Origin of the sequence: Lelliottia amnigena, from assembly GCF_019047465.1 — a bacterium.
Classification (GTDB): Bacteria; Pseudomonadota; Gammaproteobacteria; order Enterobacterales; family Enterobacteriaceae; genus Enterobacter; species Enterobacter amnigenus.
Genome location: NZ_CP077236.1, coordinates 3,485,634 through 3,499,003, shown reverse-complemented (window position 1 = coordinate 3,499,003; position 13,370 = coordinate 3,485,634). Strand labels below are relative to the sequence as shown.

Here is a 13,370-nt window from a genome sequence, read left to right as displayed (position 1 = left end):
AACCTCTCTTATCCTTTAGTTTGTAACTGTCGCCAGGCATCGTCTGCCAGCGCAATAAATTGTTTGTCGCCCGACTGGCTAAAGCGAAGCTCGTACCAGCCCGCCATCAGCATCAGCACCCACGGCCGCCAGCGTTTTACCTGTTGCGCCAGCGCATGGACGCTCATATTCGCCGTCTGTGCATAGGCGCGAATCAGCGCCAGCCGGGCATCTTCCGTGGGTGCCCAGACCGCTGCCAGCTCCAGTGCGACATCTCCGTCACCGGCATACTCCCAGTCAATCAGCCTTTCGCCCGTTCGGGTATGCACGATATTTCCGGCGTGAACATCCATATGCAATGGGGCTAGCCGTAGCGGCTGCGGTTCGCCGCGCGTACGCAACCTCTTCAGCGTTACCAGCCAGAAAGGTGTATGCCTGCCGGGTGCCGCCTGCTGCCAGTAATAGTCCAGAAGCGGCAAAACCGTGATACGCCAGCCGAGGAGAGATTGCCGATGCAGATGATACAGCATGCCCGCGAGCGTTGGCGCATCGGGAAGCGCTGATTTAATCTCACCCGCAAGAAACTCAACAGCCATCCAGCCATGCTTGAAGAAGCGCGGATCAGGCACGACATCCGAGGGAAGCCGCTTCAGGGCATTATATTGACGACGAAAATGAAACGCGGGGGCTATCACATCATGATGCTGACGCAAAACCAGACGGTTTTCGCCCTCCTCAATAATGCAGCTCGCGCCGCTAAACCCGGCGTAGGTTTGCGGCGCGATAAGGCGATACGACGGGAAATAGCGCGAAATGAGGTCTTCGCGCGTGACGTTATTGTTGCGAAACGGCACCTTTACCTGACCAGATAATTTCACCTGTCTGAACCAGCATCAGCTGCATTTGCAGCGCTGGCGTATTCACGTTGCCGGTTGCGTTGCAATACAGGACATATTGTGCCCCTACATTACGCGCGATACCCATTGCTTTGCTGCGCGAGCCCAGGCTGTCCTGCGGTGAAAGGCCCAGTTGCTGTTTCGCGACGGCCAGTTGCTGTGCGGACACCAGCGTAAACTTGCCGTTATTCGCCAGCGCATTGCGCAGGGTTTCGGTCGCTTCACCGGCGTTGAGCGTTCCGTTGGTACGGTTATTCACGCTGTCCACCAGCAACACGCTACCTGCCGTTACCCCTTGCGCCTGCAACATTTTGCCAACCATCGGTTGCATCGCGCCGTTCCAGTCATAGTGACGTACGCGTGGCGCAGGCTGCGAGGTTTGATCAGGATGTTCGATTGGGCCTGGCTGCGCAGGAATAGTTGGCACGGACGGCACCGTAGGCACCGGCTGTGTCGGTTGCGCGGGCTGCTCGGTGCCCGGTTTGGCCTCATCCACCGGCGCGGGCTGTTGTTCTGTGCGGGTGATACAGCCCGACAGGAAGAGTGCAAAAGCGGTAACGAGCGCGTAACGGCTCAAATTTCTAATCAAGGTTTACCCCTTACAGATAAAGATACAGTCTGACTTTATGCGCACCCAGATAATTAGCGCTGCCATAAAGCGTAACAGAGGAATTTGCCGGAATAACGGCGGTGCGTGGCGCTTCCAGCGGATGCATCTCCAGCCCTCTCACGTCATACCAGAAAAACCGATAATGGATGGTGACAGGCTCATGTCTTTCGTTATAGAGCGTGGAGGACGCCGATGGCTGGATGTCGCTGAGCGTCAATGTCGGCGCCTCGGCGGTGATCCCCGCAGCCAGAACCGACGATTCCATTACCAGCGTCTGTTCATCGCTGACCGGGATCGCGGGACGCGAGCTACAGCCCGCCAACACAATAGCCAATACCAGAACAGCAATACGCCCTCTTTGCATGTCAAAGACCTTTATGCGCCAGCATCGATCCGAGCGGACGACCGCCCAGGAGATGCATGTGAATATGATAAACTTCCTGCCCGCCATGACGATTACAGTTCATGATCAGACGGTAACCGTCCTCGGCAATGCCTTCCTGCTCAGCAATTTTCGCGGCTACCGTCAGCATACGGCCTAACGCCACTTCATGCTCGGCTTTCACGTCGTTGACCGTCGGAATCAGAATATTGGGGATAATAAGGATGTGTGTCGGTGCCTGTGGCGAAATGTCGCGGAAAGCCGTGACCAGTTCATCCTGATACACGATATCGGCCGGAATTTCGCGGCGGATAATTTTACTGAAAATGGTTTCTTCAGCCATGACGTTTTCCTTGTGTGTTTAGTCTGGTGTGGCAACCACGGTAAGAGTCTTATGGCGACCTGTTGCTCTGTGGCACAACACAAGAGTATGAGCGACTTTCTCCTGTCCTTTCAACCTTATCCCTCGATTTCTTTCCTGAGTGCGAATTTCCTGGTCGCCGAGTGACCTTTCCTGCCTTTCAGCAGGACTAAAACATAATTTCAAGTGAACTAGTTACATCTGTTTACATAGCGAATCCTAATGCGTATATTTCGCATTTGCATTTTCATGCGCATTTTTAACATAGAAATGACCCCCGACCGTTATCGGGACTGGGGCAATAAATTCACACTTCACTCAGAAAGGGTTTGATGATGTCTTTCATTAATCACTCCAGGGATGGGCAACGTCAGCCTGCCGCAACACCCACGTTGCTGGCAGCCTGCATTGCTATGGCATTGATGCCTACCGCAAGTTTCGCCGCACCAACCGAAGATACGGTCATTGTTGACGGCTCTCAGTCTGGTACTGCAAATGACGAGCAGGATTACAGCGTAAAAACGACCACCGTTGGCACCAAAATGCAGATGGTGCAGCGCGATATTCCTCAGTCTGTCACCATCGTTAGCGAACAGCGCATGGAAGATCAGCAATTACAAACGCTGGGTGATGTGATGGATAGCACCATGGGGATCAGCAAAAGCACCGCTGATTCCGACCGTAGCAGCTATTACTCGCGCGGTTTCCAGATTGATAACTACATGGTTGATGGCATCCCGACCTATTTCGAATCACGCTGGAACCTGGGTGACGCCCTTTCTGATACTGCACTGTTTGAACGTATTGAAGTCGTGCGTGGTGCGAATGGATTGATGACCGGAACCGGTAATCCTTCGGCTGCTATCAACATGGTGCGTAAACATGCCACCAGCCGTGAGTTTAAAGGCAATCTTTCTGCGGAATATGGTAGCTGGAACAAACAGCGCTATGTCATGGATATGCAAAGTCCGTTGACTGATGATGGCAATGTTCGCGCGCGTATCGTGGCCGGTTATCAGGACAACGACTCCTGGCTTGACCGATACAATCAAAAGAAAACCTTCTTCTCTGGAATTGTTGACGCAGACTTAGGCGAGACGACGTCGCTGTCCGCAGGGTATGAATATCAACGTATCGACGTTAACAATCAGACCTGGGGCGGCTTACCGCGCTGGAATACCGATGGAAGCGTGAGACATTACGATCGCGCACACAGCACTGCACCGGACTGGGCTTACAACGACAAAGAGTTCAACAAATTCTTTGCGACGGTGAAGCAGCGCTTTGCAGACAACTGGCAAGCCACGCTGAATGCGACCCATACCGAAGCGAAGTTCGACAGTAAAGCCATGTACCTCGATGCCTACGTTGATAAAAGTACCGGTATGTTGACCGGTCCCTACGTCAATTATGGCCCTGACTTTGGTTATGTTGGTGGTACAGGCTGGAACAGCGGCAAACGTAAAGTAGACGCAGTGGATCTGTTCGCGGACGGCGGTTACGAGCTGTTAGGCCATCAGCATACCGTGATGTTTGGTGGCAGCTACAGTCGTCAGACCAACCGTTACACCAACTCATGGGCGAACGTTTTCCCTGATGAACTGGGCAGTTTCTATGACTACGACGGCAATTTCCCGGAGACAAACTGGGGATCACAAAGCCTCGCCCAGGATGACAAAACCTATATGAAGTCGCTGTATGCCGCGACCCGTATCTCTCTGGCTGACCCGCTGCACTTGATCCTTGGCGCTCGTTACACCAACTGGCGTGTCGATACTATGACGTATGGTATGGAGAAAAATCACACCACGCCTTACGCCGGCCTGGTGTTTGACATCGACGATAACTGGTCGACTTACGCAAGCTATACCTCTATCTTCCAGCCACAAAATTATCGCGACAGTTCGGGCACATACCTCTCGCCTGTCACCGGTAATAACTATGAAGTCGGTTTGAAATCTGACTGGATGAACAGCCGCCTGACCACTACCTTGTCCGTGTTCCGTATTGAACAAGATAACGTGGCGCAAAGCACTGGTCGAACGATTCAGGGATCAACCGATACGGCTTATGAAGGTGTTGATGGCACCGTCAGTAAAGGCGTGGAATTTGAACTCAACGGCGCTCTGACCGATAACTGGCAGATGACCTTTGGCGCAACGCGTTACGTCGCAGAAGATAGCGATGGCAAGGCGGTTAACCCGAATCTGCCACGCACGACGGTTAAACTGTTCACCCGTTACCGTCTGCCGGCACTGCCTGCCTTGACCGTTGGCGGTGGCGTTAACTGGCAGAACAGTGTCTACAGCGATGTTGCGACACCTTATGGCACATGGCGTGCCGAACAGGGTAGCTACGCGCTGGTTGACTTGTTCACCCGCTATCAGGTGACGAAAAACCTCTCCGTACAGGGTAACCTGAACAACCTGTTCGATAAAACCTACGATACCAATGTCCAGGGTTCACTTGTTTATGGCGAACCACGCAACGTTAGCGTAACGGCCAGCTATCAGTTCTAAGTTATTAACGGTATGCAAAGGGAGCCAGAGGGCTCCCTTTTTATTTCGGGCAATAAAAATCCGCCTTCATAGAAGCCGGCATTGATTGCGCCCTAAAAGGGCGTACCCAACCCCTTAAAAAGAAGTCTCTACCAGTCCTGTTGGATTTAAATCCAATGACAATAAGTCAGAGCCAAAACCTGTTGATGACCACGCCCACAGGACGTGGTTTTCAGTTGGCAGTAAAAGACCACCTTCTTAGAAGGTGGCTTTTGAGAATGCCCCCTGTAAGGGGGGCGATTATCACCTTCTGTTCCTACTCTAGCAATTCCATCTGCTGTTCATGCGTTTGTTCCGTTTTCTCCTGATGCCGCACGTATCGTCTGATAATTTCTTCATTCACCCCAACCGTATCGACAAAATACCCACGGGACCAAAAATGGTTTCCCCATAATTTTTTCCTGATGTGTGGAAAACGGTTGTAGAGCCTGATTGCACTACGCCCTTTCAGATGCCCCATCAGAGTGGATATTGAGATTTTGGGTGGAACGATTACGACAAGATGTACATGATCTGGCTGAATATTTAGCTCAAGGACCTCACAATCTTTTATTCCACAGAGAATATAGATCGTCCTATACAGTTCCTTGCCAGGCTTATCTTTCAGGATCCTGAAACGGTACTTTGGCGTCCACACTATGTGGTATTTGCAACGCCAATATACATGTGATGAACTCCTGTAAAGCCCCATGTCGGTTTGTCTCCTTTTACTTGTGGTGAGTAAGCAGAGATATTCCGGCATGGGCATTCTTCAGGCTATAGCCTTACAGGATCAATCACCACCTCCCCAGGAGGTGGTTTAGGGGTGACAATAAAAAAGGCAGCCATTCGGCTGCCTTAGTCTCCCCAAATCACCACTTAGTTGCTGCGGATGTACTCATCCATTTCGGTTTTCAGGTTATCGGATTTGGTTCCGAAGATGGCCTGAACACCAGAACCTGCAACAACTACGCCCGCTGCGCCCAATTTCTTCAGGCCAGGCTGGTCGACTTTAGCGATATCAGCAACACTGACACGCAGACGGGTGATACACGCGTCCAGGTTAGTGATGTTTTCTTTACCGCCGAATGCCGCAACGAGTGCTGGAGCCATTTCGCCGGTCGCAGTCGCTTTCACGTCGTCAGACGCATCTTCACGACCTGGTGTTTTCAGGTCCAGTGCTTTGATCAGCACACGGAAGATGGTGTAGTACGCCACTGCGTAGCACGCACCCACGATAGGGAACAGCCACAGCTTGCTGCTGTTACCAGACAGCACGATGAAGTCGATCAGACCGTGCGAGAACGAGGTACCGTCACGCATACCCAACAGGATACAGATTGGGAACGCCAGGCCCGCCAGAACCGCGTGGATGATGTACAGGATCGGCGCAACGAACATGAAGGAGAACTCGATCGGCTCGGTGATACCGGTCAGGAACGAGGTCAACGCTGCGGAAATCATGATACCGCCCACTTTTGCACGGTTCTCTGGTTTAGCAGAGTGCCAGATAGCAATCGCAGCAGCCGGCAGACCGTACATTTTGAACAGGAAGCCACCAGACAGTTTGCCTGCAGTTGGGTCACCTGCCATATAACGTGGGATATCGCCGTGGAACACCTGACCTGCAGCGTTGGTGTATTCACCAATCTGCATCTGGAAAGGAACGTTCCAGATGTGGTGCAGACCAAACGGCACCAGGCAGCGCTCAACGAAACCGTAGATACCGAACGCGACAACCGGGTTCTGGTATGCAGCCCACTGAGAGAAGGTCTGGATTGCGGAACCAATCGGTGGCCAGATGAAGGACAGGACCACACCGGTGAAAATCGCTGCCAGACCAGAAATGATAGGGACAAAACGCTTGCCCGCGAAGAAGCCCAGATATTCTGGCAGCTTGATGCGATAGAAGCGGTTGAACATATAGGCTGCAATAGCACCCGAGATGATACCGCCGAGAACACCAGTATCAGCCAGGTGTTTCGCTGCGATTTCTTCAGCAGGTAAGTGCAGTACCAGCGGCGCAACCACAGCCATGGTTTTCACCATGATGCCGTAAGCCACAACGGAAGCCAGAGCGGATACACCGTCGTTATTGGTGAAGCCCAGAGCGACACCGATCGCGAAGATCAGCGGCATGTTAGCAAAAACAGAACCGCCTGCTTCGGCCATCACGTGAGAGACTACGGCTGGCAGCCAGCTGAAGTTTGCAGAACCGACGCCCAGCAGGATACCTGCGATAGGCAGTACGGATACTGGCAGCATCAGCGATTTACCGACCTTTTGCAGGTTAGCAAATGCATTCTTAAACATATTGAGAGTGCTCCTGAGTATTTGTGCTTTTTTTTACGCTTTCACGCATGGACACGGGGGGAGAACCGCGCCGTGGACAGGACATCTAAGCGCCCTTTATTTATTACACAGGGTAAAATAAATCCCTGAGACTTTGTTTGACGGCTATCACGTTTCAGCTTATGACGATCGAAAAACTTGCAGTTATTTACAAAAAGCATGTCCAGATATGTCAAAAAACACTGTCACCGCCCCAAATAAGGCGGTGAACTTTACTCGCTTTGTTTATTAATTACGAGCCTAAAAAAAACAGGTCTTTCAACGAGATTGCAGGCGGGCAGAGTCGATGTGGAACAGGCTGGCAAAGTTTTCCGTGGTGGCACGAGCCAGCTCTTCAAGGCTCACGCCTTTCAGTACGGCCATATACTCAGCCACGTCTCTCGTCATGGCTGGCTGATTTTCTTTACCGCGATGCGGTACCGGTGCCAGATAAGGAGAGTCTGTTTCCACCAGAATACGGTCGAGAGGCACATAACGCGCAGCATCACGCAGTTGCTCAGCGTTACGAAACGTCACGATCCCCGAAAACGAGATATAAAAACCTAAATCAAGCAGCTTACCCGCCGTTTCTCTGTCTTCTGTGAAACAGTGTAGTACGCCACCGCAATCCGTCACGTTTTCTTCCTGAAGGATGGCCAGTGTGTCAGCGCGTGCATCGCGGGTGTGCACGATAACCGGTTTGTTCAGCTCGCGTCCGATACGGATGTGATGGCGAAACGACTCTTGCTGACGCGGTTTTGTTTCTGGCGTGTAAAAATAATCCAGCCCTGTCTCCCCCATCGCTACAACGCCCTCTTCCGCCGCCATACGACGCAACGCTTCTACGTCATACTCTTCATCCTGATTCAGCGGGTGCACGCCGCAGGAGAAAACAACGTTGTCGCGCTCGCCGACCAGATCGCGCATGGAGCGGTATCCGGGTAACGTGGTGGCGACCGCCAGACAAAATTTCACATCGCGAGCGGCGGCTTTTTCAAGCACGTCATCCACGTTTTTGTGCAGAGATTGATAATCCAGGCCATCGAGATGGCAGTGTGAGTCGACTAAAAACATAATGTCTCTCTCAGAGATGGGAAGCAGGCAGCAGCGCGCCGGGTTGTAAGTAACGTTCGATACGCAGGAAAAGATCGGTGAGCACCAGTTCGCGATTGAGTCCAGTGACCGTCAACAGTTGTTCGCGGCAAGCGCAAATATCATGAAGAATGGCACGCAATTTAGCATCAGAAAGTTGGTTTGCCAGCGTGTTCACCAGCGGCCAGGCATCGGCGTTGCTTAGAAGCGTGGCGCTTTGCTGAAGTTTTAGCGCGTCCAACAGTAAGGAAGCCAGCCAGTGCAACCGTGACGTGGCCTGATCGTGGTTCAGGGTGCTCACCAGACTGAACCAATCACGGGAGTCCAGAGCCTGGCTGAATGCTTGACAGAGCTGCTCACGCTGGTCCCAGCGCTCTTTTTGCAGCAGTTCCAACGCCGCAGCGGGTGCCCCGCTGCTCAATCTAAGCGCCGTTAACGCAGCATCTTGTGACACCGTCACTTCTCGCTCAAGCCAGGTTAATGCCCATGCTTCTGAGGGGGCGGCAAGATGATGCAGCCTACAACGACTGCGCAGCGTCGCCAGCAATCGTCCCGGTTCACGGCACGACATAAAGAACCAGGTTTTTTCAGGTGGCTCTTCCAGCGTTTTTAACAGCGCGTTGGCGGCCGCCTCGGTCAGGAGAGCCGCATCTTTCAGCCAGACGACTTTCGCCCCACCCAGTCTGGCGTGCTCGTAAAGTTTTTCGCTGACTTCGCGCACGGCATCAATACCGAGCGAGCTCTTACCCTTTTCAGGTTCCAGAGTGTAGTAATCTGGATGTGTGCCTGCCTGCATCAGCTGGCAACCACGACACTTTCCACAGCTTTTATGCCCTTCTGGCTGCTGGCACATTAAAAAACGCGTGAGTGCATAAATGAGGGCGTCGTCACCCATACCGGGTAACGCCTGAATCAGTAGCGCATGATGCCCCCGACCGGCCTGATAGCTGCTTATCAGCTGATCAAAGTGCGGACGCAACCATGGATACCATTTCATGCCTGTTGCTCCTGTAACCATGCGGTGATGGTCTCACGAATAGAGCGCGTGACATCCTCAAGCGACTGCGTGGCGTCAATCGTACGAATCGAGTCATCCTGCGCGGCCAATTCTAAATAACGGGCGCGGGTGCGATTAAAGAAATCCAATGACTCTTGTTCGATACGATCCAGCTCACCGCGGGCACGGGCACGCTTCAGACCCACTTCTGGGGTCACATCCAGATAAAGCGTCAGGTTTGGGCGAAAATCACCCAGCACAGCGTTACGCAGTGTTGCCAGCATCTGTTGATCAATACCTCGACCACCGCCCTGATAAGCCTGCGTAGATAAATCATGGCGATCCCCGATCACCCACTGGCCTTCCGCCAGCGCGGGTTTAATCACCGTTTCTACCAGCTGCACGCGCGCAGCGTAAAACATCAGCACTTCGGCTTTCACGTCGATCGCTTCGTCGCCAACGGATTTGATGTCCAGCACCAGGCTTCTGAGCTTCTCGGCCAGTTGTGTGCCACCCGGTTCCCGGGTGAAAACCATCTGCTCGATGCCGAGTTCTTTAAGTGTGTCCACCACCACATTTCGTGCCGTGGTTTTCCCGGCGCCTTCCAGCCCCTCAATGACGATGTAATTACTGCGCATTTTTTTCCTTAAGTGCTTTCAGATAGTCCTGAACCGAGCGATTGTGACTCACCAGGTTGGTGTTAAAGGTGTGCCCACCTTTGCCATCGGCCACAAAATAGAGATACGGTGTTTTTGCCGGATGTGCCGCAGCATCCAGAGAGGCTTGACTCGGCGTGGCAATCGGTCCAGGCGGTAAGCCGCTAATCACGTAAGTATTATACGCGGTTGGCGTCTCCAGATCCTTACGCGTGATCTTGCCCTTGTAGTCTTCACCCATGCCATAAATCACCGTCGGATCGGTTTGCAGACGCATACCGATACGCAGGCGATTGATGAATACCGACGCCACCTGATCGCGCTCGCGTGCGACAGCCGTCTCTTTTTCAACGATTGACGCCATTGTCACAAACTGATTTTTATCCTGATAAGGCAGCCCTTCCGCGCGCCCTTCCCAGGCTTTATCAACGGCCGTCACCATTTTAGTGTGCGCACGTTTAAGAATAGCCACATCGGTTGTTCCGGCGGTGTACATCCAGGTGTCGGGCCAGAACCAGCCTTCGACCCATTCCGGATGTTCCAGCTTAAGGACGTCCGCAACGGTGGCGTAGCTGTCATCTTTCAGCGTATGGCTGATATAAGGCGCGTCGCGGAGCTGTTTCAGGTAGTCACTCAGACGCATACCTTCCACGAATCGCAGGGGGAATTGCGCCTCTTTTCCACTCTCCAGCAGTTCCAGCATCTCTCTTACCGTCATACCTGGCGTGAAGCGATAGGTCCCGGCCTTAAAGTGAGACAGCTCCGGCTCAATACGCAGCAGCCACTGGAATACGCGCGGACGGTTAATCACTTTGTCGCTGTAAAGCTGTTCACCCAGCGCCAGACGCCCGGTTCCTGCTTTCAATGTGAAAACAGTCTCTTCTTTAATCAGAATTTTACTGTCCGCCATCTGGCGAACTTTCCATAGTCCTACCCCGCCTGCAATACCCAGCACAACGATAAGCAGGAGGACAAAACGCAACATTTTTTTCATGACGATTTCACTTGCTCACACAGTGGGGCTAAGAACGAGTACAACTCACGCGACGACCAGCAGCGTTCACCGTAACTGCGAACGGGTACGACCGGCATCAACGCATTGCAAATGACCACCTCATCGGCAGCCAAAAGTGCGTCTTCGCCTGCGTTAATTTCGACAACGCGAAAGCCAGCTTGTGCCAGTTGTTGCAAACAATACTGCCGCATGATGCCATTGACGCCAGCCTGATCGACTTTCGGCGTCAACACCTCATTCCCTTTACGCCAGAGTAAATTGGCCGCACAGCATTCCGTAATGAACCCTTCACTGTCAAGAACCAGAGCTTCATCTGCCCCTGACTGTTCAAGATGAGTACGGATTAAGACCTGTTCAAGCCGATTGAGATGTTTGATTCCCGCCAGCATGGGATTACGGCCGAGTCGAACGGGACTCAATTCTAAGGTGATGCCTTCACGGCGCCAGGCGTCATAATGTGCGGGATAATCAGAAACAGAGAGAATACGCGTCGGCTGATGACAGCTGGCCGCGCTGTATCCACGTCCCCCGCTGCCACGGCTAATGATCACTTTCAAAACACCCTGCTCATTTCCCAGAGCCATTTCACGCATTTCGCGCTGGAGCTCGGGCCACTGTTCGAAGGGGATGAGCAGTCTTTCGCATGCACTCTGCAAACGCTGGAGATGCGCGGCAAGAAAACACACCTCACTGTTGACGATGCGCGCTGTCGTGAAACAGCCATCGCCAAACTGGATCGCCCTGTCGTTTGCGGGAAGAGAATCCTGCATGTGGCCATTAATGAAGAACATGGTCGCTCCTTTTGCATGGCCAAATAGTTTGGCAGGACGAATAATGCAGAACAAGGGGAAAAAACGGAATAAAAAAGGCCCGACAAGCGGACCTTTTCATTTAACGCAATCTGGCAGCGGGCTTCAGATCTTTTTAAAGATCAGAGAACCATTCGTACCGCCAAATCCAAAGGAGTTACACAGGGTATACTCCAGGCCAGTAACCTGACGTGCTTCGTGCGGTACGAAATCCAGGTCGCAACCTTCATCTGGATTATCCAGGTTAATGGTTGGCGGAACAGCCTGATCGCGCAACGCCAGGATGGAGTAGATTGACTCTACCGCACCTGCCGCACCCAACAGGTGACCGGTCATGGATTTGGTTGAGCTCACCATAATGCGGCTTGCTGCCTCGCCAAAGACTGATTTAACAGCCTGCGTTTCGGCTTTATCGCCAGCAGGTGTCGAGGTGCCGTGAGCGTTCACATAGCCAATCTGGCCCGGTTCGATACCGGCATCGCGAATAGCATTAACCATTGCCAGCGCAGCACCTGCGCCATCTTCCGGTGGTGAGGTCATGTGATAAGCATCACTACTCATGCCGAAGCCAATGATTTCAGCATAAATTTTCGCACCGCGTTTTTTCGCGTGCTCATACTCTTCGAGTACGATCATGCCAGCACCGTCACCCAGAACAAAACCATCACGGTCTTTGTCCCACGGACGACTTGCCGCCTGAGGGTTATCGTTACGGGTAGACAGCGCACGCGCTGCACCGAAACCACCCACACCCAGCGGGGTACTGGCTTTTTCTGCACCACCCGCAACCATTGCGTCGGCATCACCGTAAGCGATGATACGCGCAGCCTGGCCGATGTTATGCACACCAGAAGTACAGGCAGTTGCGATAGAGATGCTTGGGCCACGGAGGCCAAACATGATGGTCAGGTGACCGGCCACCATGTTAACAATCGTGGACGGAACGAAGAATGGGCTGATCTTACGTGGGCCACCATTGACCAAAGAGGTATGGTTTTCCTCGATCAGACCTAGACCGCCAATCCCGGAGCCAATAGCGGCACCAATTCGGGTAGCGTTCTCTTCCGTTATTTCAAGGCCAGAATCCTGCATGGCCTGAACGCCAGCGACAATTCCATATTGAATGAAGGCATCCATCTTGCGCTGTTCTTTGCGTGAGATGAATTCTTCACAGTTAAAATCCTTTACTAAGCCAGCAAATTTCGTTGCGTAGGCGCTAGTATCGAAATGGTCGATTAGGCTGATGCCGCTCTGACCGGCAAGGAGAGCTTTCCAGGTGGACTCTACGGTATTGCCGACAGGAGACAACATGCCAAGTCCGGTCACAACTACACGACGCTTAGACACGTATGTCCTCCAGGGAGGGATAAAAAAAGAGAGTGGTGGTTAATGAAAAAGATAAAACTCAGGCGGTCGAATGACCGCCTGGAGATGTTCACTTACGCCTGGTGACCGTTGATGTAATCAATGGCAGCCTGAACGGTGGTGATTTTCTCAGCTTCTTCGTCCGGAATCTCAGTATCAAACTCTTCTTCCAGAGCCATTACCAGCTCAACGGTGTCAAGAGAATCTGCGCCCAGGTCTTCAACAAAGGAAGCGGAGTTCACAACTTCTTCCTGCTTAACGCCCAGCTGCTCGCCGATAATTTTCTTAACGCGTTCTTCGATAGTGCTCATACTCTTAAATTTCCTATCAAAACTCGCTT

14 protein-coding genes are annotated in these 13,370 nt (G+C 52.6%); 1 reads left to right on the top strand and 13 read right to left on the bottom strand.

Annotated elements, in window-relative coordinates; translation table 11 throughout:
- Positions 1-8 precede the first annotated feature (8 nt).
- Genes thiK through hinT form a run of 4 tightly spaced genes read right to left on the bottom strand, consistent with a single transcriptional unit; the run spans position 9 to position 2,210 of the window.
- The gene (thiK, locus tag I6L74_RS16400; RefSeq protein WP_059178297.1) at positions 9-833 is read right to left on the bottom strand and encodes a thiamine kinase; all 825 of its coding nucleotides are present in this window, start codon (positions 831-833) and stop codon (positions 9-11) included.
- Complete coding sequence (gene lpoB / locus I6L74_RS16395; RefSeq protein WP_096759578.1) at positions 814-1,461, bottom strand: penicillin-binding protein activator LpoB; 648 nt, start codon at positions 1,459-1,461, stop codon at positions 814-816. The genes thiK and lpoB overlap by 20 nt, the downstream gene beginning before the upstream one ends.
- A 13-nt stretch (positions 1,462-1,474) precedes the next feature.
- Positions 1,475-1,849: a YcfL family putative periplasmic lipoprotein gene (locus I6L74_RS16390; RefSeq protein WP_059178299.1), complete on the bottom strand. Its 375-nt coding sequence runs from the start codon at positions 1,847-1,849 to the stop codon at positions 1,475-1,477.
- Between the two features lies 1 nt (position 1,850).
- On the bottom strand, positions 1,851-2,210 hold the full coding sequence (hinT, locus tag I6L74_RS16385) for a purine nucleoside phosphoramidase (RefSeq protein ID WP_059178300.1): 360 nt from the start codon (positions 2,208-2,210) through the stop codon (positions 1,851-1,853).
- 353 nt (positions 2,211-2,563) lie between these two features.
- Between hinT and fhuE the strand changes: the two genes are divergently transcribed.
- Positions 2,564-4,747 (top strand): ferric-rhodotorulic acid/ferric-coprogen receptor FhuE, encoded by a 2,184-nt coding sequence (gene fhuE, locus I6L74_RS16380; protein WP_059178734.1) that lies wholly within the window; start codon positions 2,564-2,566, stop codon positions 4,745-4,747.
- A 295-nt stretch (positions 4,748-5,042) separates the two neighbouring features.
- Here fhuE and tnpA read toward each other — a convergent pair whose 3' ends face one another.
- From tnpA to acpP, 9 genes are all read right to left on the bottom strand, one after another.
- On the bottom strand, positions 5,043-5,477 hold the full coding sequence (gene tnpA, locus I6L74_RS16375; RefSeq protein ID WP_059178301.1) for an IS200/IS605 family transposase: 435 nt from the start codon (positions 5,475-5,477) through the stop codon (positions 5,043-5,045).
- 167 nt (positions 5,478-5,644) lie between these two features.
- Entirely contained in the window at positions 5,645-7,078 is a 1,434-nt protein-coding gene (gene ptsG, locus I6L74_RS16370; RefSeq protein ID WP_059178302.1) for a PTS glucose transporter subunit IIBC, read from the bottom strand.
- A gap of 297 nt (positions 7,079-7,375) precedes the next feature.
- The gene (locus I6L74_RS16365; RefSeq protein WP_059178303.1) at positions 7,376-8,170 is read right to left on the bottom strand and encodes a metal-dependent hydrolase; all 795 of its coding nucleotides are present in this window, start codon (positions 8,168-8,170) and stop codon (positions 7,376-7,378) included.
- A 10-nt stretch (positions 8,171-8,180) separates the two neighbouring features.
- Positions 8,181-9,185, bottom strand: a complete 1,005-nt coding sequence (gene holB / locus I6L74_RS16360) for a DNA polymerase III subunit delta' (protein WP_059178304.1) — start codon at positions 9,183-9,185, stop codon at positions 8,181-8,183.
- Positions 9,182-9,823: a dTMP kinase gene (gene tmk, locus I6L74_RS16355; RefSeq protein ID WP_059178305.1), complete on the bottom strand. Its 642-nt coding sequence runs from the start codon at positions 9,821-9,823 to the stop codon at positions 9,182-9,184. The genes holB and tmk overlap by 4 nt, the downstream gene beginning before the upstream one ends.
- Entirely contained in the window at positions 9,813-10,835 is a 1,023-nt protein-coding gene (gene yceG / locus I6L74_RS16350) for a cell division protein YceG (protein WP_059178306.1), read from the bottom strand. Before yceG ends, tmk begins: the two co-directional genes overlap by 11 nt.
- On the bottom strand, positions 10,832-11,647 hold the full coding sequence (pabC, locus tag I6L74_RS16345; RefSeq protein WP_059178307.1) for an aminodeoxychorismate lyase: 816 nt from the start codon (positions 11,645-11,647) through the stop codon (positions 10,832-10,834). The genes yceG and pabC overlap by 4 nt, the downstream gene beginning before the upstream one ends.
- A gap of 123 nt (positions 11,648-11,770) precedes the next feature.
- Entirely contained in the window at positions 11,771-13,012 is a 1,242-nt protein-coding gene (fabF, locus tag I6L74_RS16340) for a beta-ketoacyl-ACP synthase II (RefSeq protein WP_012017005.1), read from the bottom strand.
- A gap of 92 nt (positions 13,013-13,104) precedes the next feature.
- The gene (acpP, locus tag I6L74_RS16335; RefSeq protein WP_003857954.1) at positions 13,105-13,341 is read right to left on the bottom strand and encodes an acyl carrier protein; all 237 of its coding nucleotides are present in this window, start codon (positions 13,339-13,341) and stop codon (positions 13,105-13,107) included.
- Positions 13,342-13,370 lie beyond the last annotated feature (29 nt).